The organism is Streptomyces sp. NPDC088915, from assembly GCF_044749825.1.
Classification (GTDB): Bacteria; Actinomycetota; Actinomycetes; order Streptomycetales; family Streptomycetaceae; genus Streptomyces.
Map to the genome: position 1 here is coordinate 40,601 of NZ_JBIVIR010000003.1, position 21,287 is coordinate 61,887.

24 protein-coding genes, 1 tRNA gene and 1 pseudogene are annotated in these 21,287 nt (G+C 70.3%); 22 read left to right on the plus strand and 4 right to left on the minus strand.

From position 1 onward, the window contains the following. Positions 1-194 precede the first annotated feature (194 nt). The 3 genes from ACIP5O_RS06795 to ACIP5O_RS06805 are packed head-to-tail and all read left to right on the plus strand — an operon-like array spanning position 195 to position 1,471. Complete coding sequence (locus ACIP5O_RS06795; protein WP_303260981.1) at positions 195-575, plus strand: type II toxin-antitoxin system RelE/ParE family toxin; 381 nt, start codon at positions 195-197, stop codon at positions 573-575. A 54-nt stretch (positions 576-629) separates the two neighbouring features. After that, entirely contained in the window at positions 630-1,001 is a 372-nt protein-coding gene (locus tag ACIP5O_RS06800; RefSeq protein ID WP_303260980.1) for a helix-turn-helix domain-containing protein, read from the plus strand. Continuing rightward, positions 998-1,471 (plus strand): hypothetical protein, encoded by a 474-nt coding sequence (locus tag ACIP5O_RS06805; protein ID WP_401289459.1) that lies wholly within the window; start codon positions 998-1,000, stop codon positions 1,469-1,471. Before ACIP5O_RS06800 ends, ACIP5O_RS06805 begins: the two co-directional genes overlap by 4 nt. Positions 1,472-1,940: 469 nt before the next feature. On the opposite strand, the gene ACIP5O_RS06810 is transcribed toward ACIP5O_RS06805, so the two are convergent. Further along, positions 1,941-2,633 carry an HAD family hydrolase gene (locus tag ACIP5O_RS06810; RefSeq protein ID WP_401289462.1) on the minus strand — a complete coding sequence of 231 codons (693 nt, stop codon included), beginning with the start codon at positions 2,631-2,633 and terminating at the stop codon, positions 1,941-1,943. After that, positions 2,620-3,486, minus strand: a complete 867-nt coding sequence (locus tag ACIP5O_RS06815; RefSeq protein WP_109185030.1) for a GntR family transcriptional regulator — start codon at positions 3,484-3,486, stop codon at positions 2,620-2,622. The genes ACIP5O_RS06810 and ACIP5O_RS06815 overlap by 14 nt, the downstream gene beginning before the upstream one ends. A gap of 152 nt (positions 3,487-3,638) precedes the next feature. On the opposite strand from ACIP5O_RS06815, the gene ACIP5O_RS06820 reads away from it, so the two are divergent. The 12 genes and pseudogenes from ACIP5O_RS06820 to ACIP5O_RS06875 all read left to right on the plus strand — a co-directional run bounded on the left by ACIP5O_RS06820 (position 3,639) and on the right by ACIP5O_RS06875 (position 10,772). Then, positions 3,639-3,971 carry a hypothetical protein gene (locus ACIP5O_RS06820; protein WP_401289464.1) on the plus strand — a complete coding sequence of 111 codons (333 nt, stop codon included), beginning with the start codon at positions 3,639-3,641 and terminating at the stop codon, positions 3,969-3,971. Between the two features lie 2 nt (positions 3,972-3,973). Beyond that, positions 3,974-5,324: pseudogene (locus tag ACIP5O_RS06825) on the plus strand (FtsK/SpoIIIE domain-containing protein). An 84-nt stretch (positions 5,325-5,408) separates the two neighbouring features. After that, entirely contained in the window at positions 5,409-6,104 is a 696-nt protein-coding gene (locus ACIP5O_RS06830) for a DUF2637 domain-containing protein (protein WP_401289466.1), read from the plus strand. A gap of 20 nt (positions 6,105-6,124) precedes the next feature. Continuing rightward, a complete protein-coding gene (locus ACIP5O_RS06835; RefSeq protein ID WP_381423349.1) occupies positions 6,125-6,313 on the plus strand; it encodes a mobile element transfer protein in 189 nt (62 codons plus the stop codon). Positions 6,314-6,329: 16 nt separating this feature from the next. Next, positions 6,330-6,485, plus strand: a complete 156-nt coding sequence (locus ACIP5O_RS06840) for a hypothetical protein (RefSeq protein ID WP_389664482.1) — start codon at positions 6,330-6,332, stop codon at positions 6,483-6,485. An 11-nt stretch (positions 6,486-6,496) separates the two neighbouring features. Further along, a complete protein-coding gene (locus tag ACIP5O_RS06845) occupies positions 6,497-6,787 on the plus strand; it encodes a SpdD-like protein (protein WP_401289471.1) in 291 nt (96 codons plus the stop codon). 7 nt (positions 6,788-6,794) lie between these two features. Then, positions 6,795-7,343: a GGDEF domain-containing protein gene (locus ACIP5O_RS06850; protein WP_401289474.1), complete on the plus strand. Its 549-nt coding sequence runs from the start codon at positions 6,795-6,797 to the stop codon at positions 7,341-7,343. Positions 7,344-7,437: 94 nt separating this feature from the next. Further along, positions 7,438-7,623, plus strand: coding sequence for a hypothetical protein (locus ACIP5O_RS06855; RefSeq protein ID WP_401289476.1), 186 nt, complete (start codon positions 7,438-7,440; stop codon positions 7,621-7,623). Next, positions 7,620-7,817 carry a hypothetical protein gene (locus tag ACIP5O_RS06860; RefSeq protein WP_401289479.1) on the plus strand — a complete coding sequence of 66 codons (198 nt, stop codon included), beginning with the start codon at positions 7,620-7,622 and terminating at the stop codon, positions 7,815-7,817. The genes ACIP5O_RS06855 and ACIP5O_RS06860 overlap by 4 nt, the downstream gene beginning before the upstream one ends. Next, complete coding sequence (gene repSA, locus ACIP5O_RS06865; protein ID WP_401289482.1) at positions 7,814-9,217, plus strand: replication initiator protein RepSA; 1,404 nt, start codon at positions 7,814-7,816, stop codon at positions 9,215-9,217. Before ACIP5O_RS06860 ends, repSA begins: the two co-directional genes overlap by 4 nt. A gap of 11 nt (positions 9,218-9,228) precedes the next feature. Further along, complete coding sequence (locus ACIP5O_RS06870; protein ID WP_401290165.1) at positions 9,229-9,402, plus strand: helix-turn-helix transcriptional regulator; 174 nt, start codon at positions 9,229-9,231, stop codon at positions 9,400-9,402. After that, a complete protein-coding gene (locus tag ACIP5O_RS06875) occupies positions 9,399-10,772 on the plus strand; it encodes a tyrosine-type recombinase/integrase (protein WP_401289484.1) in 1,374 nt (457 codons plus the stop codon). Before ACIP5O_RS06870 ends, ACIP5O_RS06875 begins: the two co-directional genes overlap by 4 nt. 56 nt (positions 10,773-10,828) lie before the next feature. Here the strand turns inward: ACIP5O_RS06875 and ACIP5O_RS06880 are convergent, their stop codons facing one another. Both ACIP5O_RS06880 and ACIP5O_RS06885 read right to left on the minus strand, forming a co-directional pair. Continuing rightward, a complete protein-coding gene (locus ACIP5O_RS06880; protein WP_401289486.1) occupies positions 10,829-11,290 on the minus strand; it encodes a hypothetical protein in 462 nt (153 codons plus the stop codon). Between the two features lie 234 nt (positions 11,291-11,524). Next, positions 11,525-11,596: transfer RNA gene (locus ACIP5O_RS06885), tRNA-Arg, on the minus strand. Between the two features lie 160 nt (positions 11,597-11,756). Between ACIP5O_RS06885 and ACIP5O_RS06890 the strand changes: the two genes are divergently transcribed. From ACIP5O_RS06890 to rho, 7 genes are all read left to right on the plus strand, one after another. Continuing rightward, a complete protein-coding gene (locus tag ACIP5O_RS06890) occupies positions 11,757-12,371 on the plus strand; it encodes a response regulator (protein WP_401289489.1) in 615 nt (204 codons plus the stop codon). Positions 12,372-12,466: 95 nt separating this feature from the next. Beyond that, positions 12,467-13,423 carry an ArgS-related anticodon-binding protein NrtL gene (gene nrtL / locus ACIP5O_RS06895; protein WP_401289492.1) on the plus strand — a complete coding sequence of 319 codons (957 nt, stop codon included), beginning with the start codon at positions 12,467-12,469 and terminating at the stop codon, positions 13,421-13,423. Positions 13,424-13,439: 16 nt separating this feature from the next. Then, complete coding sequence (gene lysA, locus ACIP5O_RS06900) at positions 13,440-14,831, plus strand: diaminopimelate decarboxylase (RefSeq protein ID WP_401289494.1); 1,392 nt, start codon at positions 13,440-13,442, stop codon at positions 14,829-14,831. A 144-nt stretch (positions 14,832-14,975) separates the two neighbouring features. Further along, positions 14,976-16,277 carry a homoserine dehydrogenase gene (locus ACIP5O_RS06905; RefSeq protein WP_356542712.1) on the plus strand — a complete coding sequence of 434 codons (1,302 nt, stop codon included), beginning with the start codon at positions 14,976-14,978 and terminating at the stop codon, positions 16,275-16,277. Positions 16,278-16,283: 6 nt separating this feature from the next. Then, positions 16,284-17,354, plus strand: a complete 1,071-nt coding sequence (gene thrC / locus ACIP5O_RS06910; protein ID WP_401289497.1) for a threonine synthase — start codon at positions 16,284-16,286, stop codon at positions 17,352-17,354. A gap of 316 nt (positions 17,355-17,670) precedes the next feature. After that, entirely contained in the window at positions 17,671-18,588 is a 918-nt protein-coding gene (thrB, locus tag ACIP5O_RS06915) for a homoserine kinase (protein WP_356542716.1), read from the plus strand. A gap of 413 nt (positions 18,589-19,001) precedes the next feature. After that, positions 19,002-21,104: a transcription termination factor Rho gene (rho, locus tag ACIP5O_RS06920; protein ID WP_401289501.1), complete on the plus strand. Its 2,103-nt coding sequence runs from the start codon at positions 19,002-19,004 to the stop codon at positions 21,102-21,104. Positions 21,105-21,287: the final 183 nt, after the last annotated feature.

A 21,287-nucleotide genomic window follows, 5' to 3' on the forward strand; every position in this document is an offset into this window, starting at 1 on the left:
GCCTTCGGCTCCAAGGACGCACCGGAGTGGCGGACGATCCTTCCGCCCCAAGCAACGCACGCGAGTGTTCACGTTGTGCCTGTCCACTCCAAGCAACAGTCAGCGGCGAACACAAGGCGTCGGTTTACCCTCTGTTACGACCGAGGTTCGCGCGGTAAGGTCAACGCCGCGTGAGGTGCGGGAGGCGGGGGTGGATGGCCAAGATATGGCAGTTCTACCGGTCAGCGCTGGACGCCGATGTCGTCCAGAAGGAGATGGCTAAGTGCCAGCTCAAACAGCATGAACGCCTACGCCTGGGCAAGATCATGGAGCGCGCAGCCAACGAGGAGCTGCTACCTAAAGATCGCAAGTTCCTCGGGGAGGGGTTGTGGGAGCTGAGGCTGAACTGCGGGGAGCGGATCTTCAGGCTCTTCTACAGCTTGGTCGACGGCGAGAGCCCGGTGCTCCTCGCGCTCAGGTTCGTAAACAAAAAGTCCACGCAGGGGGCGAAGACGGACCCGGTCGATATCGACACGGCACGCAAACGGCTATCCGAGTGGCAAAACAGGCCAAGCAGTGACGGAGGCGCGACGTAGCCGTTGAAGTGATATCGGTCCTGAGCGATACTCGGCAGTCAGGGAAGGAGTGCTATGGACGAGCACCTTGCAGGGCTGCTTGGTCTTGACCTCGACGACGCGCAGACGAGCGCTGCCGCCAGTGACGTTGACGCGGTCATGATGCTCGTGGAGACCCTGGTGAAGCATCGTAAAGCGTGCCGCATCACCCAGAAGCAGGTAGCGCAGACCATGGAGACGACTCAGTCTGCTGTCTCCGATCTGGAGCGGCTTGGGGGAGACCCTCGGCTGTCCACTCTGTTGCGGTACGCCCGAGCGGTAGGGATGGCTGTGGCTATCAGGCCACACGTTGTCGACGAACCGGCAGTAAGCACAGACAGCTGGGAGCCGCTGGCACAGAGCGCTGAGACAGTCCCGGTGGCTGGTGGCCGACGTGGTGCTGCGTGAGCGCTGAGTCGTCGTTGCGAGAGGTGTCATCGCTAGAGGAACTGCAGCAACTCGCCAAGCTTGTTGACATCGTCTACTACGAGGTGAGTGCACGCAGGATCGATGGGTTCGACGGGCTTCGTGACGACTCCGATGAGGAACGAAGCGACGACAAGGCAGAGATCCAGCTCATGCAGCGGGTGGAGGGGAATCAGCTTGCTGTCCGCATGCGGGCCGTGGTCGTGACCTCGGAGGGCCGGATGGTCGCAGACGTGGCCGCGGTCTTCAGGACGCCGGAGCCCGTCAGCATTCCAGCAACCGTTGCTAAGCGGTTCGCCTCAGTCATCGCGACTCCGGTAGCGCGCCCCTACCTGCGGGAAGCGATCCACCAGTCTGCTGTGAAGGTGGGCATCGCAGCCCCACTTCTCTCTGTTCTCGATCTTGAAGAGGTTGGGCTGTTGCCAGTGGCAGCCAAGCCTAAGCCTTCATAGACACCGCAATCTGCACCCGCCACTCACCCCGGTTCCCATCCCGTCCGCCTTCGACCCACACACCGTGGAGCGGGCGTGGTTCAGGGCGTCAAGGTGGAGCGCGCCACTGTACGAACGACCTTGACGCCCTGGGCCGCGGCTGCTCGGCTTTGCCTGGGTCGAAGGTGGTCGGGATGGGAACCCCACGACGCTCGCCACGCTCCGGCCGGCACTCGCGAACGGCGCTCCTCCCATCCCGGAGTCTGAGCGCCCCCGCCGGAGGCATCATCTTGAAGCCGTGGGCTTGGTTCTCGTCTCATGCCCTCGGGCCTATCCACTGCGGGCGCGCGTCGGCGGCGGCAGCGACGAGCGGGCCGAAGGCAGGAGCGCGGGCGCAGCCAGAGCCGGGAAGCGCGCCCGGCGGAGCGGAGCGCAGCCGGGTGCCTTGATGAGGTAGAGAAACTTGTAACAGCTCCCTGCCGCTCCCTGGCTACTCCGCTGTGAGGGCCTCGGCAATGTCCTGCATGCGCTCGGTGACGACGTCGGCTTGGGCCTCATTGAAGAGGTCTGCCTTGTGGGGCTTGTTGGCGTAGCCGATGACCGTTGCGCCAGCCGCATGAGCCGCCTGGATATCGGTGAGTGAGTCGCCAATCAGGGTGCAGCTTGTGACGTCGATGTGCATCCGCTCGGCCGCTGTGATGAGCGGGAACGGGTTCGGCTTCATGAGGTGGGGCTGTTCAGAGGGACGGCCCACGATCTCCGTGACGTACTCCTCCAGACCGTGGAGCTCGAGGAAGGCCTGTACGCACTCGGCGGAGTTGTTGCTCACCACCGCCACTCCTCGACCGGCCACGCGTGCTGCCTGGAGGGCTTCCGTCGCTCCAGGAATCGGCTGTCCGGCCACCGCGACGGCTCGTACCTCGGCGGCCGTCAGAGCCTGCTCGATCCGCTGGCCCAGTTCGGTGTCGGCTTCGTGCGCGATGCGGAGGACCTCGATCGGATCGTCGGTCTGGGCGGCCTTCGCGCCCGCGGCTTCATCCCGGGCGGAGAGGAGCGCGGTCAGATCTCGTGCAACCCCGGGTGCCGGCAGTCCCGCGAACACGTCGCACACGGGGCCGTCGAAGTCGAAGAGGACAACACGAGCATTCGCCAGGGTCTCGATAAGCAGGTCAGCGTGCGTCAAGGTCGAAGTCCCTTCCGATGGTCTCCCAGACGCTGTCGAACCACATCTGGGCTTGCTGGACCTGCTGGGCTCCGCCGGACGTTTCACCGTCGTTGATCGAGTGGTGGAAGAGGACGGTGTCCTTGCCCACGAGGTCGTAGATCTCGATCGTCTCGCCTTGGGCGACGACCTTATTCGGGCGGATCGGGTAGTACCCGAAGAACGCGTCTTCGTTGTTGATCACGTAGAGCTTGAAGAACTGCGTGCCGCTGTGGACGCGGACGCTGATCCTGGTCTCGGCGACCAGGCCGAGGTGCCCGAGCTCGGTGATGGCGTCCCGGATGCTGCGGGTGTAGCCAACCATGATGTCGTGCATGCGGTCGCGAAGCCGCTTGTCGTCGGCTCCGTCTTCCATGCGTACGGGTGCGGCCTGCGGCACCGACATGTCTGGGACGAGTATCCGCATGGTGATGCTCGACGGCGTGAGCCTGCCGATCCGGATCTTGTCGAGCGGCTCCTGAAGGGCACCGTGCAGGGTCTCGCTAGAGAACCCCGCGAAGTCGATGGTGACGTGGTCCTTGGCGAAGGCCTGCTCAACGTACGGCCGTAGCCCCGCCGGCCTTTCTGTTCGGTTGCGCACGTAGACGCCGCTGCCCTTGCGGGAGACGACGAGCCCTTCGTCCTCGAGGTCACGCAACGCGCGCTGGATCGTCGCCCGCGCGAACCCGTACAGCTCCGTCAGTTCCTTGTGGGACGGGAGCTTCTCGCCGGGGCCCAATCGACGTGTGCGGATGGCGGCTCCGAGGCTGCTGGCGACCTGCTCGTAGGGCGCTCGGTCGTCGTCTGGGTCAAGGGGCTCGGGGACAAAGGTCATGAGCTGATGGTAGGCGAGCGGCCTAGGTCAGGACAGTCATGGCAGTCATGTCGTTGACATGGCTAGCCATCTCTTCTACCTTCGAGATGTGACCAACCGGGTTAGCCAAGTTGGTCATCCAGCTTCCTGCTGTCTTCTCTGAAGGAGAGACCATGCCGTCGTTCAAGGTGGACACGTCGACCGCCGTGGTGTTCGTGGCCACGGCTCCCACGCCGAAGCTCAAGAACAAGCAGACCGGTGAGCGTGCCATGGACCACGAGACCGGTGCCGGGCTCTCGGTCGTGGGCCTGCTGATCTCGGACGAGGGAGAGGGCAACCTCTACCAGGTGGCGGTCCCGGAGACCGGTCTCCCCGACGGCCTGATGCCGGGTATGCCGGTGTCGGTGATCGGGCTCAAGGCCCGGGACTGGGAGAACACGATCAACGGCCAGGCCCGCCACGGCATCTCGTTCCGCGCCGTCGCGGTCACCCCGATGGGCGCCTGACCATGACGGACCTGTCGACGTTATGGGAGGTCGGTCTCCCGCTCGCCGGAACCGCCGGCGCTCTCGGATACGCCAAGGCCCGGGCGCCGCGGGTGTTCTGGTCGCTGGTGGGTCTGCCGGTGGCGACCACGCGGTTCGCGGTCACCTACCGGTCCACGATGGACGTGTGCGGGCTGACGGTGCAGCCGTCCCGCTTCCGCGCCTTCCTCGTTCGCAACGTCGCCCGCCGTGCCGATGTCCAGCCGGTTCCGCCGAAGGTCCGCCGGATCCGGGGCAGCCTGACCGGCCTGCGGGTCACGCTGCGCCTTCCGGCCGGTCTGGAGCCCGCCGATGTGATGGCGGCCTCCGAGCGGCTGCGGCACGCCTGGGGTGTCCACGCGGTCACCGTGGTGACGGTCAAGCCCGGCTTCGTGGAGCTGCGGATGACTGGCTACGACGTCCTTCGCCGGGTGCGGATGCCGCGCCAGAGTCTTCCCGGACCGATGTCGGTTCCGGTCGCGCTACGGGAGGACGGCACCGCCTTCGTCCGCGACTACCTCAAGGTTCCCCACGCGCTGACGCTGGGGGCGAATCAGTCGGGCAAGTCGATGTATCAGCGCAACCTCATCGCCGGTCTCGCCCGCCTGCCGGTCGCCCTGGTCGGGATCGACTGCAAGCGCGGCGTCGAGCACCGCGGCTATGCAGCCCGGCTGTCCGCCTTGGCCACCATCCCCGAAGAGGCCGACCGCCTCCTGGAGGTGCTGGTGGGGGAGATGGAAGAGCGCTTCGACCTCCTCAGCGCCTACGGGGCCGGTGACATCTGGGCCCTGCCCAAAGACGTCCGCCCCGCCCCGGTGGTGGTCCTGGTCGACGAGGTCGCGGAACTGTTCCTCGTCGCCACGAAGAAGGACGAGGAACGTCGGGACCGCATGGTCACCCAGCTCATCCGCCTGGGCCAGATGGCCCGTGCGGCCGGCATCTTCCTGGAGGTGTGCGGGCAGCGCTTCGGCTCCGACCTCGGCAAGGGCGCCACCGCCCTGCGGGCCCAGCTCACCGGCCGGACCGTGCACCGGGTCAACGACAAGCAGACCGCCGAAATGGGCGTCGGCGACATCGCCCCCGACGCCGTCGTCACCGTGCTCACGATCCCCCCCGGACCGGCCCGGCATCGCGGTCGCCGGGGACACCTCCGGCGGCTGGTCCCGCATCCGCACCCCCCAGCTCACCGCCGCCGAAGCGGCCGCGATCTGCGCCACGCACGCCCACCTCACCCCGGACTTGCCCGCCCTCACCCCCTACCGGCCCGCCGTCCCGGTCCACGTTGGCGCCCCGGTGTCTGTCCCGCTGATCAAGCCGTCCCCGGCAACCCCCTAGCGGCTCCTCTCTCTACCTCGGTGGCGTGACCGTCTCACGCCAGGTCCCTACCCGATCCATGCCCGAAAGGAGGTGGACCCCCTCATGTTCCGCACTCTCCGCTTCGACGCCGTGCTGGTCCAGGCCGTCATCGCCGGGGCCCTGTCCTTCGCCCACCTGCACGACCTGGCGGCCGCTGCCGGACAGGACGGTTGGAAGGCCTGGGCCTACCCGGTCTCCGTCGACCTGCTGCTGGTCGCCGCGTGGCGCCGGATGCGCAAGGACGGCGGCAACCGTGACGCCTGGCTGTGGTTCGCCATCGCCCTGGTCGCCTCGCTGGGCGCCAACGTCGCCACTGCCGGACTGCTCGATATGACCGACGTCCCGGCCTGGCTGCGCATCCTCGTCGCCGGATGGCCCGCCCTGGCCTTCCTCGGCGGCACCCTCCTCGCCCACGCACCCCACCCCGAACCAGAACCCGAACCCGCTCCCGTCCCGGAGCCCGAACCCGCCGCGCCGGAAGAGCCCGTGACCGAGCTGGTCGTAGAACGCGCTCCGGAACCTGCTCAGCAACCGGTACCGGAGCTCCCGTCGGCCGAACCCGCCCCCGTCGAAGCCCAGCCGGAGCCTGTCCCCTCGGCACCCGCCGTCCCGGTGCCGCCCGCGCTCCTCGCGCACGCGCAGAAGATCGCGGACGCCCACCGGGCCCAGACCGGTGAGCCGATCGACGCGGAAACCCTCCGCACCCGCCACGGCCTCCCGCCCGCCTTCGCGGACTCCATCGCCCTCCAACTCGCCTGAACAGAAAGGAAATTCCTCCCGTGCGTCCGAATCGCTTCTACGACGTCACCCGCATCGGCCCGGTCCAGGTCGGCACCCACCGCGACGGCCGGGGCCGCACCAAGCACACGGCCGTGTGCACCGCCCCGCGCTGCGACTTCTCCGCCGACTACAACACCCGCGCCGCCGCCGAACTCGCCGCCCGCACCCACCGCTGTACCGCCCGCTGACAAGGAGACCCGTGCCATGACTGTTCCGCTCTGGCTCGCCCTGCTCGTCGTCGGCGGACTCGGCATCAAGCTCATCCGCCCGCCCTGGTGGCTCGTCGCCGTAATCCTCCTCGGCGGCTACCTCCTGGCCGACAGCCTCCTCGCCCCCGTCATCGACACCACCATCAAGTAGGGAGACCCGCCATGCTCCAGCCCCGCATCCCGGTCAACCCGCTCCCGACCGGCACCCCCAACTCCCTCAACCACCCGGCACCCGCCCCGGCCGCCCCCGCCCCGCTTGTTCCGGCTCGTACGACGGTTCAGCTCACCCCGGGCAGTGCGCTCGCCCTCGCGGCCGGCGGCGGCGCGGTCGTCCTGGTCGTCGGCACGGTCCTGGTCTCGATGCTCCTGGCGGTCGCCATCACCGGCGTCTCCGTCGCACTGATCGCGGTCGTGCTGCGGCTGCTGGTCCGCGACATGCAGAAGGGCCGGTGACACTCCCATGGATACCTACACCATGGCGGCTGCGGGCTTACCGGCCCTGGGCTGGGCCCTGCACGGCGGGCTGCTTGCGCGCCGTCTGGCCACCGCTCGCCGCGACCCGCTGACCGGGCTGCACACCCGGGCCGGATGGACCGCCCGCGCCGAACGCCTCATCGCCCAGCACCCCGGCGCGCTGGTGCTCCTGGTCGACCTGGACGACTTCAAGGCCGTCAACGACACCCACGGCCACGCCGCCGGAGACACCGTTCTCACCGCCACGGCCCAGCGGCTGAGCGACTGGTGCGGGCGGTCCGGGATCGCGGCCCGGCTCGGTGGGGATGAGTTCGCCGCCATCGTCGCCCACCCCGACCGCACCGCCGGCCTTCTCGCCCTCTGGTCCGCGCTGGATAGCCCGGTCACCCACCACGGGCACGTCCTGCCGGTCTCCGCCTCGGTCGGCTGCGCCTACCCCGGACAACTGCCGGTCCCCACCCTCACCGACGCCCTGTCCGCCGCCGACAAGGCGATGTACGCGGCCAAGGGCCACGGCAGGCGCAACACACACTGAGCGGCCCCCGGGACGGCTCTCTCGCCAAAGAACCGCCGCCCCGGGCGCCTTCAACCCCCTCCAGATCCACCAGACCCGAAAGGGAAAACCCATCATGTCCCAGACCAGCCTGCCCCCGCGCGTCTGCTCCCACTGCGACGGCTTCCCCGTCGTCCACATCACCACCGGCACCCGCACCCCCGACGGGCAGCGCCGCACCCTGGCCGCCACCTGCCCCACCTGCAAGGGCACCAGCACCCGCGTCACGTTCCGCGTCTCCCCGGCGGAGGTGTCGGCATGAGGATTCCCTTTCGGCGCACTCCCCTCGATGACTGGGACCCGGTCGGACAGCTGACCGCCGCGCACAACGAACACGACGCCCATCGCCCCGAGGACAAGCAGCCCCGCAAGGGCTCATGGGGCCGACCCTCCAAGGACCTCACGGGGCCCGTCGCCGCCTCCGCCAGCACCCCGAAGAAGGGGCGGCGCTGGTGAACGATTCCGCCCTTGCGGCGGGCCTGGACCCGGCCACCCTGAGCGACCTGCTCAAGGTGGCCGGGTCTCCCGGCTTCGACCGCCTCACCGAACAACTCCGCCGCACCGGCGGCTGCACCAACCCCATCCGTCTGACCGGCGGCACCAAACTCCTCGACCCCGCCACCCGCACCGTGCTGCACGCCTACACCACCGACGCCGAACCTGGCGGGGTGCTGCGGGTCGCGTGCGGCAACCGGCGGGCCTCCCGCTGCCCGGCCTGCGCCTGGACCTATGCGGGGGACACCTACCACCTCATCCGCGCCGGACTCACCGGCGCCCCCGACAAGGGCACCCCGGAGACGATCCGGGACCACCCCCGGGTCTTCGCCACCCTGACCGCGCCGTCCTTCGGCCCGGTGCACAACCGGCCCGGTAACCGGCCCTGCCGCTGCGGCACCCGCCACCCGGAGGACGCCCCGGAGCTGGGCACCCCGCTCGACCCTGACAGCTACGACTACGCGGGGGCGGTGTTGTGGAACAACCACGCCTCCGACCTGTGGCGCTACTTCACGATCTACCTCCGACGCGAGATCGCCGCCCGCGCCGGCCTCACGCAGAAAGCCGCCCGCGAACAGTCCCGCGTCTCCTTCGGCAAGGTCGCCGAGTACCAGAAACGCGGCGCCGTGCACTTCCACGCCGTCATCCGCTTCGACGGCCCCAAAGGACCCGACACCCCGCCCCCGGCCTGGGCCACCCTCAGCCTCCTCGAGGACGCCATCCGCGCCGCCGCCACCCGCGTCCGCGTCGTCGTCCCCGCCGCACCCGCCCATGGCGTCGGCCAGGACCTCACCCTCACCTGGGGCACCCAGCTCGACATCCAGCCCATCGCCGCCTTCGGCCAGGGCGAGGACCTCACCGAACAGGCCGTCGCCGCCTACGTCGCCAAGTACGCCACCAAAGCCGCCGAGACCACCGGCACCACCGACCACCCCGTCGGCAACAAAGAAGCCCTGCTGCTCCTCGACGTCCCTGAGCACCCCCGGCGGCTGATGGAGGCCTGCCTCGACCTCCACGCCGCCTACCCCGACCGCCGCTTACGCAACTGGGCCCACATGCTCGGCTTCCGCGGCCACTTCTCCACCAAATCCCGCCGCTACTCCACCACCCTCGGCGCCCTCCGACAGGTCCGCGCCGACTACCGCGCCCAACAGCAACGCACCACCCTCGGCCTCCCCGACCCCGACGAACACCCGGAAGCGACCGTCCTCACCGTCGCCCACTGGACCTACGCCGGACACGGCCACACCCCCGGCGAATCCTGGCTCGCCGCCAACATCCGCCGCGACCTCCAGCACAACCGCGAACACGCCCGCGAGATCCGCACCGAACTCGAAGCCCAGGGGGATGAGCTGCTGTGAAGGACGAGTTGATGACCGTGCCGCAGATCCTTACCGAGCTGGGCGGAGTGTCGCGCCGGACCTTCTACCGCTGGCGTGAGCTGGGGCAGGGACCGGCGGCATTCAAGCTGCCGAATGGCGAGCTGCGGGTGTGGCGCTCGGACTTCTCTGCCTGGCTCCGGGCGCTGGAAGGGGCTGCCGCGTGAAGTCGCTTGACGTCAAGATCTGGAGTGTTCGTAAGCGGAACACCAAGAAGCCGTCCTATGACGTGCGCTGGGCGGTGGCCGGCAAGGTCTTCCCTCAGTCCTTTCGGACGAAAGCCCTCGCGGACAACTACCGCTCCAAGCTGATGCGGGCAGCTCGCGATGGAGAGGAATTCGACACCGAGTCCGGCCTTCCGGGCTCCATGGAGGAGAAGAAATCTGCTCTGAGCTGGTATGCCTTCGCACTGAAGTATCTGGCGATGAAGTGGCCGCATGCAGCGCCGAACACGCGCGACGGGATCAACGAATCGCTGACCTCGGTTACGACGGCTCTTCTCGATGATCGTCCAGGGCGCCCGTCTGATGAGCTGCTCCGTAGGGCGCTGAGGAACTGGGCATTCGTCCTCCCGGGGCCCGACGACCGCGAACTGCCGACCGAGATTGGCAATGCGCTCCACTGGGTGGCGAAGGCTTCTCGCCCGCTCTCCGACCTTGCCGACCCGGTGATCGGGCGCGCGGTCCTCGACTCGATCAAGCTCAAGTTGGACGGCACGGCGGCCGCTGCTGAGACGGTACGCCGAAAGCGCCGGACCCTCGTCAACGCTGTGCACTACGCCGTTGACCTGGGGGAGTTCCCCGAGAACCCGCTCGCCGCGGTTCGCTGGCAGAAGCCCAAGGTGTCCAGCGAGGTGGACCCGAGGGTCGTCGCCAACCCTGAGCAGGCTCGGTCCCTCCTCCACGCGGTCTCGTACATCGGCGGATACCGACGTGCCCGGGGCCGACGCCTGGTCGGCCTGTTCGCCGGCATGTACTTCGGAGGGTTCCGGCCTGCCGAAGCTGTGGGCCTGGCGGAGCCGGATCTCTCACTGCCCGACTCCGGGTGGGGCTCCGCACTGCTACACCGGACTCGCCCGAGCGTCGGGAAGCAGTGGACCGACACAGGGGAGAGCCATGACGACCGCGGCTTGAAGAATCGCCCGACCGAGGACGTCCGCCGGGTGCCGATCCCGCCTCAGCTCGTGGCTGTCTTCCGGGAGCACATCGAGACGTTCGGGACGGCCGAGGACGGGCGCCTGTTCTTCAGCGAGAACGGAGGAGTGGTCTCCTCCTCGACGTACTACCGGGCATGGCAGGAGGCCCGAGAGCTTGCGCTCCCGCCGGCTGTGGTCGCCTCACCGCTTGCCCGGCGTCCTTACGACCTGCGGCACTCTGCACTCTCGACATGGCTGAACGCGGGCGTGGATGCCACTGAGGTCGCCGAGCGAGCGGGCAACAGTGTGGAGGTGCTGTTGAGCCGGTACGCGAAGTGCCTCGACGGCCGTCAGGAAGTGGCGAACCGGCGCATCGAGGACCTGCTGCGCGAGTACGAGTGAGAGTCCCTGATCGCTAGGCTTTGTGGCCCCTGGACCTGTCCAGGGGCCTTCGTCGTTCAATGCGGTTGCCTGAAGACCGTGTTGCTGAGGTCGATACCTGGCTGGGGTCTGTCCAGTGGGTCAGACGCGATCGCCCTGTCTCGAAAGGCCTGGAAGTCTGCCCAGCTGGCGGAGGCGTCGTCCTTGAGCAGTTCGCCGGTCGAGCAGTCGAAGGGGCGACAGCCGAGGGTTCGGGAGATGTGGAAGATCACGGGGAGCACGTCGTTCTCCCCGCCCCGGACATGGAGCATGACCGACTCGACGGGGTCGCCTTCGCCGATGCCGATTTCGATCACCCAGGTAGGGCCGAGCAACTCGCCCCAGGTGGGATCGGTGAGATCGACGTCGCCAGCGGCTGACCTGAATGCCTTGTGAACGCTGGACCGGCTGCCGATGGGAGGTGGCTCGTGATCGGCGGGGAGATCCTCGATCGATGCGAGGCCCGCAGGTAGCGGCAGCAGTAGAACATCCCAGCTCATGGCACTCCCCACCCGAGGTTCGCGAGAGACGCTATCTGCCGGCGCTGACGCTCGTCCCCATGAGCCCTCGTCGCTCCCGGGGTTGACCTGCGCCGATGCCCCAAGAATCTGTCCACGAATAGTCCACGGGCCCCGACATACGGCGGCTCAGTGCGGCACACGCCTGCACATGCAACAAGACCCCGCGCTCAGCGTTTCCGCTGGTCACGGGGTCTTTCGGCACTTCCTACGAAGTGCCCCCGGCAGGATTCGAACCTGCGCACACGGCTCCGGAGGCCGTTGCTCTATCCCCTGAGCTACGGGGGCGTCCGCCGCGTTCGGCGGCGACGGGTAGAACCCTACCAGCTCCCGGGGCGTGCCTGTGAACAGGTATTTCCGGGGTGTCACCGGGGGCCGTGTCCCCCGCACGGGTCAGAAGTGGGAAAAAGCCGGACGCGGTCGTCGGGGGCGGCCTACTCTCGTTCGTGTGTCAGGCGCGTCCGGCCGGGTGCTCGTTGTCGACGACAACAAGGTGATCCGGCAGTTGATCAGGGTCAATCTCGAACTCGAGGGGTTCGAGGTCGTGACCGCGGCCGATGGTGCCGAGTGTCTGGATGTCGTGCATCGGGTTCGGCCCGATGTCGTCACCCTCGACGTCGTCATGCCCCGTCTCGACGGGATCAGGACGGCCGAGCGGCTGCGGGCCGATCCCCGGACCCGGGACCTGCCGGTCGCCATCATCAGCGCCTGCGGCGAGGTCGCCGACGGGGCCGCCCCCGGTGTCGACGCCTTCCTCGCCAAGCCCTTCGAGCCCGCCGAGCTCGTCCGTCTCGTGCGGCAGCTGATGCGCCGCGAGCGGCGGGAGCGTCCCGACGCGGCCGGGCCGGACGCCGGAGAGGAACCGGCCGTGGTCCGCGGAGCCAGGTCGGCCGCCGCGGGCGATGCGCCCCAGGACGGCCTCCGGGACGGCGGCCACGACGGCGTCCACGACGGGCTTCGGGAAGGGGGCCGGGACGGAGGCCATGACGGTGCCCGCGACGGCGTCCGTGACGGTCTTCTCGACGGCGCCGTCGAAGGGTTCGGCGAGTCCCGCTCCGACTGATCCCCTCCCCGGGGCGCGGCCCGCGTCCCCACCCCGTTGCCCGTATGGCGAAACCGGTTCGCGTCGGTACCCCCCTCCTCCCCTACGCTTGTCCCGTGACCCCCGCGGACCTCTCCCTCACCGTGCTGCACGCCGTGCGCCGCGCGGTCGACGACGGTGCTCTGCGGGTCGACGTGCCCTCCCGGGCGAAGATCGAGCGGGCCCGGCCCGGGGGAGCGGGGGAGTACGCCAGCAACATCGCGCTCGCCCTCGCCCGGCCCGCCGGGCGCAGCCCCCTCGACGTCGCCGGGATCCTCGAAGAGCGGCTCCGCGGCGTTCCCGGGCTCCGGGCCGTCGAGATCACCGGGCCCGGGTTCCTGAACTTCACCCTGCGGAGTGACGCCGACGCCGATCTCGTACGGGAGGTCCTGGCCGCCGGGACGTCGTACGGGCACGGCGCCGCCCTCGCCGGGAACGTCGTCCGCTTCGCCGGGGTCGGTGAGGCCCGTGCCGTCCTCGTGGTCGAGACCCTCGGCCGGCTGTTGCGTTCCCAGGGCGCCGATGTCGAGGTCGGAGTGGACGGTGGCGAGCGGGTCCACGTGCATCCCGGGACGTACGACCTCGGGAGCGACGTCGTCCGGTGGGCCCTCCTGCGGGCCGCCCCCCACGACCGGCCCCTCGACCCCGCCCCCCTCCTCGTCCCCCACGAGCGCAACCCGCTCTTCCGCGTCCAGTACGCGTACTCCCGCACCCGCCGGCTGCTCGTCAACGCCCGGCAGCTCGGGTTCTCCCCCGAACAGGGGGAGTGCGACGACCCCGTACTCCCCGGACTCCTCCGCGACCACCCCCTCGCGCTCCTCTCCGCCGCCCGCCACCGCGCCCCCGACCGGGTCGCCCGGCACCTCGAAGCCGTCGCCGACGCCTTGCTCGCGTTCCAGCACACCGTCCTGCCCCTCGGCGACGAGAAACCCTCGGCCGCCCACCGCTCCCGGCTCGCGCTCGCCGAAGCCGCCGGGACGGTGCTCGCCGGTGGCCTCTCCGTGCTCGGCATCAGCGCACCCGATCGGATCTGAAAGAGCAGACGCAGACATGAGCCGTTCCGCCCACCCCGCAGGGCCCCGCCACGCCGACGTCCTCCCCGAGGGCCACTACTCCGCCCCGCCCAGCGACCTCAACGCCCTCGACCCCAAGGTGTGGTCCCGGACCGTCGCGCGGGACGAGCGCGGGGTCGCCACCGTCGGCGGGATCGCCGTGACCGACCTCGCCGAGGAGTTCGGCACCCCCGCCTACTTCCTCGACGAGGACGACTTCCGCGCCCGCTGCCGAGCCTGGGCCGAGGCCTTCGGGCCGGACGCCGACGTCTTCTACGCCGGGAAGGCCTTCCTCTCCCGGGCCGTCGTGCGCTGGCTCCGGGAGGAGGGGCTCCACCTCGACGTGTGCTCCGGCGGCGAGCTCACCACCGCCCTCTCCGCCGGCATGCCCGCCGAGCGCATCGCCTTCCACGGCAACAACAAGAGCGAGGAGGAGATCGAGAAGGCCGTCGGCGCCGGCGTCGGGCGGATCGTGCTCGACTCCTTCCAGGAGATCGTCCGCGTCGCCCACGTCGCCCAGTCCCTCGGCAGGCGCCAGCGCGTGCAGATCCGCGTGACCGTCGGCGTCGAGGCCCACACGCACGAGTTCATCGCCACCGCCCACGAGGACCAGAAGTTCGGCATCGCGCTCGCCGGCGGGCAGGCCGCCGAGGCCGTACGCCGGGCGCTCAAGCTCGACGGGCTCGAACTCGTCGGCATCCACTCGCACATCGGCTCGCAGATCTTCGACATGGCCGGCTTCGAGGTCTCCGCCCGCCGCGTCGTCCAGCTCCTCGCCGAGGTGCGCGACGAGCACGGCGTCGAACTGCCCGAGATCGACCTCGGCGGCGGCCTCGGCATCGCGTACACCTCCGACGACGACCCGCGCGAGCCGCACGAGATCGCCAAGGCCCTGAACGAGATCGTGGGCAGGGAGTGCGAGGCCGCCGGGCTGCGGACCCCCCGCATCTCCGTCGAGCCCGGGCGCGCCGTCGTCGGGCCCACCGCCTTCACCCTCTACCGGGTCGGCACGATCAAGCCGCTCGACGGACTGCGGACGTACGTGAGCGTCGACGGCGGCATGTCGGACAACATCCGCACCGCCCTGTACGACGCCGAGTACAGCGTCAGCCTGGTCTCGCGGACCAGCGACGCCGAGCCGATGCTCTCCCGCGTCGTCGGCAAGCACTGCGAGAGCGGCGACATCGTCGTGCGGGACGCCTTCCTGCCCTCCGACCTGGCGCCCGGCGACCTCCTCGCCGTGCCGGCCACCGGCGCGTACTGCCGCTCCATGGCCAGCAACTACAACCACGCGCTCCGCCCGCCCGTCGTCGCCGTCCGCGACGGCGAGGCGCGCGTCATCGTCCGCCGCGAGACGGAGGAAGATCTCCTGCGTCTGGACGTCGGGTGATGAAATAGTCGGGTGATGGAATCCATGTCTCACGATCCGGACGAGGGGCGGAATCCCCCGTCCGGTGAGTGAGACTGGTCCTCACCGTAGGGACTCCGGAAACACGACCGTAGAAATACGAAGCAGGACGAGAAACGAGGTCGGATGATGCGTACGCGTCCGCTGAAGGTGGCGCTGCTGGGCTGTGGAGTGGTCGGCTCAGAGGTGGCGCGCATCATGACGACGCACGCCGACGACCTCGCCGCGCGCATCGGCGCCCCGGTCGAGCTCGCCGGCGTGGCGGTCCGCCGGCCCGACAAGGTCCGCGAGGGCATCGCCCCGGAGCTGGTCACCACCGACGCCACCGCCCTGGTCAAACGGGGGGACGTCGACGTGGTCGTCGAGGTCATCGGCGGCGTCGAGCCGGCCCGCACCCTCATCACCACCGCCTTCGAGCACGGCGCCTCCGTCGTCTCCGCCAACAAGGCGCTGCTCGCCCAGGACGGCGCGGCCCTCCACGAGGCCGCCGGGCGGCACGGGCAGGACCTGTACTACGAGGCCGCCGTCGCCGGCGCCATCCCGCTGGTCCGGCCGCTGCGCGAGTCCCTCGCCGGCGACAAGATCAACCGGGTGATGGGCATCGTCAACGGCACGACGAACTTCATCCTCGACAAGATGGACACCTCCGGCGCCGGCTACTCCGAGGCGCTCGACGAGGCCACCGCCCTCGGGTACGCCGAGGCCGACCCGACCGCCGACGTCGAGGGCTTCGACGCCGCCGCCAAGGCCGCCATCCTCGCCGGGATCGCCTTCCACACGCGCGTGCGCCTCGACGACGTCTACCGCGAGGGCATGACCGAGGTCACCGCCGCCGACTTCGCCTCCGCCAAGGAGATGGGCTGCACCGTCAAGCTGCTCGCCATCTGCGAACGGGCCGCCGACGGCGGGTCCGTCACCGCGCGCGTGCACCCCGCGATGATCCCGCTCAGCCATCCGCTGGCCTCCGTCCGCGAGGCGTACAACGCGGTCTTCGTCGAGGCGGAGGCCGCCGGGCGGCTCATGTTCTACGGCCCCGGCGCCGGCGGTTCGCCGACCGCCTCGGCCGTGCTCGGCGACCTCGTCGCCGTGTGCCGCAACAAGCTCAACGAGGCCAACGGCCCCGGGGAGTCCGCGTACACCCAGCTGCCCGTCAGCTCCATGGGCGAGGTCGTCACGCGGTACCACATCAGTCTCGACGTGGCCGACAAGCCGGGCGTCCTCGCCCAGGTGGCGACGGTCTTCGCCGAGCACGGCGTATCCATCGACACCGTGCGCCAGCACGGACGACCGGACGGAGGCGGCGAGGCCTCCCTCGTCGTCGTCACCCACCGCGCGCCCGACGCCGCCCTCTCCGGGACCGTCGAGGCGCTGCGCAAGCTCGACACCGTGCGCGGTGTCGCCAGCATCATGCGTGTTGAAGGGGAGTAAGGACCCATGACCAGCAAGGGCACCCACCAGTGGCGCGGCATCATCGAGGAGTACCGGGACCGCCTTCCGGTCACGGACACGACGCCGGTCATCACGCTCCGTGAGGGCGGTACGCCGCTCGTTCCGGCTCAGATCCTCTCCGAGCGCACGGGCTGCGAGGTGCACCTCAAGGTCGAGGGCGCCAACCCCACCGGCTCCTTCAAGGACCGGGGCATGACCATGGCCATCACCCGGGCCAAGGAGGAGGGCGCGCAGGCCGTCATCTGCGCCTCCACCGGCAACACCTCGGCCTCCGCCGCCGCCTACGCGGTGCGCGCCGGGATGGTGTCCGCCGTCCTCGTGCCCCGGGGCAAGATCGCGCTCGGCAAGATGGGCCAGGCCCTCGTGCACGGCGCGAAGATCCTCCAGGTCGACGGCAACTTCGACGACTGCCTCACCCTGGCCCGCGCCCTCTCCGAGAACTACCCGGTGGCGCTGGTCAATTCGGTCAACCCGGTCCGCATCGAGGGCCAGAAGACCGCCGCGTTCGAGATCGTGGACATGCTGGGCGACGCCCCCGACATCCACGTCCTGCCGGTCGGCAACGCGGGCAACATCACCGCGTACTGGAAGGGGTACCGCGAGTACTCCGAGGACGGCCTCGCCACCCGCCGGCCGCGCATGTGGGGCTTCCAGGCCTCCGGTTCCGCCCCGCTCGTGCGCGGCGAGGTCGTCAAGGACCCGTCGACGATCGCCACCGCGATCCGCATCGGCAACCCGGCCTCGTGGGACTACGCGATCGCCGCGCGCGACGAGTCGGGCGGCTTCATCGACGAGGTGACGGACCGTGAGATCCTGCGCGCCTACCGCCTGTTGGCCGCGCAGGAGGGCGTCTTCGTCGAGCCCGCCTCGGCCGCCTCGGTCGCCGGTCTGCTGAAGGCCGCCGAGCAGGGCAAGGTCGACCCCGGCCAGCGGATCGTCTGCACCGTCACCGGCAACGGCCTCAAGGACCCCGACTGGGCCGTCGCCGGCGCCCCGCAGCCGGTCACCGTCCCGGTCGACGCCGCGGCCGCCGCCGAGCGCCTCGGCCTGGCCTGATCCCGTTCCTCCCCACGGGGGACGCCTCCTTCGCCGGAGCGTCCCCCGTACGGGAAGGCGCACGGAGCGAAACCCGATCAGGAACGCACAGAGGGGCACAGGTTGGCCCGCGACACGCATCGTGCGCCTCCTGTGCGCCCTATGTCGCCACAGAACCTTCCTTCGATAGGCTGTACCGACCCGCCCCGACGCATATGCGCGGTGTCGTTGCCGTTGTCGCCCCCCGTGGCCGAAACGGCCCGCCGGGTCCCGGTGTACTTCTCTTGAAATACCCGTTGAAATACCCGTTGTCGCAATCAAGGAGAGTCATCGAGCGATGGCCGGTCCAGCGTTCCGCGCCGCCGCCGTACGGGTGCGCGTCCCCGCCACCAGCGCCAACCTCGGCCCGGGCTTCGACGCCTTCGGCCTGTCGCTGGGCCTCTACGACGACGTGGTCGTCCGGGTCGCCGACTCCGGGCTGCACGTCGACATCGCCGGAGAGGGCGCCGAGACGCTCCCGCGCGACGAGAGCCACCTGCTCGTACGCTCCCTGCGCACGGCCTTCGACCTGCTCGGCGGGCAGCCGCGCGGCCTGGAGGTCGTCTGCGCCAACCGCATCCCGCACGGACGCGGCCTCGGCTCCTCCTCCGCCGCCATCTGCGCCGGCATCGTCGCCGCCCGCGCCGTGACCATAGGCGGCGACGCGAAGCTCGACGAGGCCGCCCTCCTGGAGCTGGCCACCGAGATCGAGGGCCACCCCGACAACGTCGCCGCCTGTCTCCTCGGCGGATTCACCCTCGCCTGGACCGAGTCCGGCGCGGCGCGGGCGATCAGGATGGACCCCTCCGATTCCATCGTTCCGGTGGTTTTCGTCCCCGGGAAGCCCGTGCTGACCGAGACCGCCCGCGGCCTCCTGCCGCGCACCGTCCCGCACGTGGACGCCGCCGCCAACGCCGGCCGCGCCGCCCTCCTCGTCGAGGCCCTGACCCGCCGCCCCGAGCTGCTGCTCGCGGCCACCGAGGACCGGCTGCACCAGGAGTACCGCGCCCCCGCGATGCCCGAGAGCATCGCCCTGGTGAACCGGCTGCGCGCGGACGGCGTCCCCGCGGTCGTCTCCGGCGCGGGCCCCACGGTCCTCGCCCTCGCGGAGCGGGGGACCGCCGACAAGGTCGCCCTGCTCGCGGGCGAGGGATGGGCCGCGAACCGGCTCGACCTCGACGCGTCCGGCGCGTGCGTCCTGCCGCTGGCGCCCTAGGTGACGGGACCGGGGCGCCGGGTGGCGCCCGGGACAGGAGATTGCCGGTGAGGGAGAGGGGGAATGTTTGTTGGAGCCGGTAGTGTTAACCTCAAGTCTGCACCCGACCTCCTTGTGGAGCGGTGCGGAGTGTCCCCTCAGGGACCACCCATTCTTCCGGGAGCCTCCCCAACTGCCTGAGCAGCCCGCCTGAGCAGTTTCGAGCACGCTCCGGAACCGGCACGACACCCCTCGCTCTTCTCTCGTGAGGGCCGAGCAGGGGGCCTCGGGCCGGACCCACAGCACGTTTCTCTCTTCCGCCGCACCCGGCGGGACCACCGCCCCGGACTCGGTCCACACACCAGGACCCTGCCGGACAGCACAACCGGTCGCCGAGCCAGATGGCCGACGTCCGCTCCAGGGAAGGACCCTTCGTGAGCGACACCACCGATCTGATGGGCGTGACTGCCGACAACAGTGTCGACAACGCCGCGCCCGCCGCAGGTGCTGCCACCGGCGGCACCGCACGGCGCCGCCGCTCCGGCACCGGCCTCGAGGGCATGGTCCTGGCCGAGCTGCAGCAGGTCGCGTCCGGCCTCGGCATCAGGGGCACCGCGCGCATGCGCAAGAGCCAGCTGATCGAGGTCATCAAGGAGGCGCAGGCCGGAGGGGGCTCCGCCGCCCCGGCCAAGACCGCCGAGGCCGCCGAGGCCAAGCCGAAGCGCCGCGCCACCTCCAAGGCCCGTACGGGCGAGACCGCCGCCGCGTCGGCCGTCGAGGCCGCCGCCAAGGCGGAGCCGGTCGAGAAGATCGCCGGCCAGCAGCAGATCGACATCCCGGGCCAGCCCTCGCCCAAGACCCCGTCGGAGCAGGGCGCCGGCGACGACCAGCCGGCCGGTGAGCGCCGCCGTCGCCGCGCCACCGCCCCCGCCGGTTCGCCGGACGGCGCCGCCCCGGCCGAGACCGCGCAGGCCGTCAAGACCGAGCCCCGTACGGAAGCCCGTACCGAGTCCCGCGAGGTCAGGGCCGAGGCGCAGACCGACACCCGGACCGACGGCGCCGTCGACGGCGCCGAGGGCCGCGGCCGCCGGGACCGCGGCGAGCGCGGTGACCGCCGCGACCGCCGGGACCGCCAGCGCGACCGCAAGGGCGACGACCAGCAGGGCGGCGGCCAGCAGGGCGGCGGTCAGCGCAAGGACCGCCAGGACCGCCAGGACCGCCAGGGTCAGGGCCAGGGCGGCGGCCAGGGTCAGCAGGGCGGCCAGCAGGCCGGTCCGCAGGACGACTACGACGACGAGGCCGGCGGCCGCCGGGGCCGTCGCGGCCGCTACCGCGACCGCCGCGGGCGCCGTGGCCGCGACGACTTCCAGGCCGGCGAGCCGCAGGTCGCGGACGACGACGTCCTGATCCCCGTCGCGGGCATCCTCGACATCCTCGACAACTACGCGTTCATCCGGACCTCCGGCTACCTGCCCGGCCCGAACGACGTGTACGTCTCCCTCGCCCAGGTCCGCAAGAACGGCCTGCGCAAGGGCGACCACGTCACCGGTGCCGTGCGCCAGCCGAAGGAGGGCGAGCGCCGCGAGAAGTTCAACGCGCTCGTCCGTCTGGACTCCGCGAACGGCATGGCCGCCGACTCCGGCCGCGGCCGCCCGGAGTTCAACAAGCTGACCCCGCTCTACCCGCAGGACCGGCTCCGCCTGGAGACCGACCCGGGCGTGCTGACCACGCGGATCATCGACCTCGTGTCGCCGATCGGCAAGGGCCAGCGCGGTCTGATCGTGGCCCCGCCGAAGACCGGCAAGACCATGATCATGCAGGCGATCGCCAACGCGATCACCCACAACAACCCCGAGTGCCACCTGATGGTCGTCCTGGTCGACGAGCGTCCGGAAGAGGTCACCGACATGCAGCGGTCGGTCAAGGGCGAGGTCATCTCCTCGACCTTCGACCGCCCGGCCGAGGACCACACCACCGTCGCCGAGCTGGCCATCGAGCGCGCCAAGCGCCTCGTGGAGCTGGGTCACGACGTGGTCGTCCTGCTCGACTCGATCACCCGTCTGGGCCGCGCGTACAACCTCGCCGCCCCGGCCTCCGGCCGCATCCTGTCCGGTGGTGTCGACTCGACCGCGCTCTACCCGCCGAAGCGCTTCTTCGGTGCCGCGCGCAACATCGAGGACGGCGGCTCGCTGACCATCCTGGCCACCGCGCTCGTCGACACCGGCTCGCGCATGGACGAGGTGATCTTCGAGGAGTTCAAGGGCACCGGCAACATGGAGCTCAAGCTCGACCGGAAGCTCGCCGACAAGCGCATCTTCCCGGCCGTCGACGTCGACGCCTCGGGCACGCGCAAGGAGGAGATCCTCCTCGGCAGCGACGAGCTCGCCGTCACCTGGAAGCTGCGCCGCGTGCTGCACGCGCTCGACCAGCAGCAGGCGATCGAACTGCTCCTCGACAAGATGAAGCAGACGAAGTCGAACGGCGAGTTCCTCCTCCAGATCCAGAAGACCACCCCCGGAGCGAACAACAACGACTGACGCGGTCCACGAGATCCACGTCACACGGCGGGGCCGGGCCCGGCCCGTGGCCCCGCCGTGACCTGCGCCGACCACCGCGCCCACCGTGCCCGCACGGTGGGCGCGGTGTTTTTCCCCGCCCGAAGCCCGTGGAGTCGCGCGCAACCCTTTCGGACGCACCGCCGTCACAGAAGGTGAATCCAA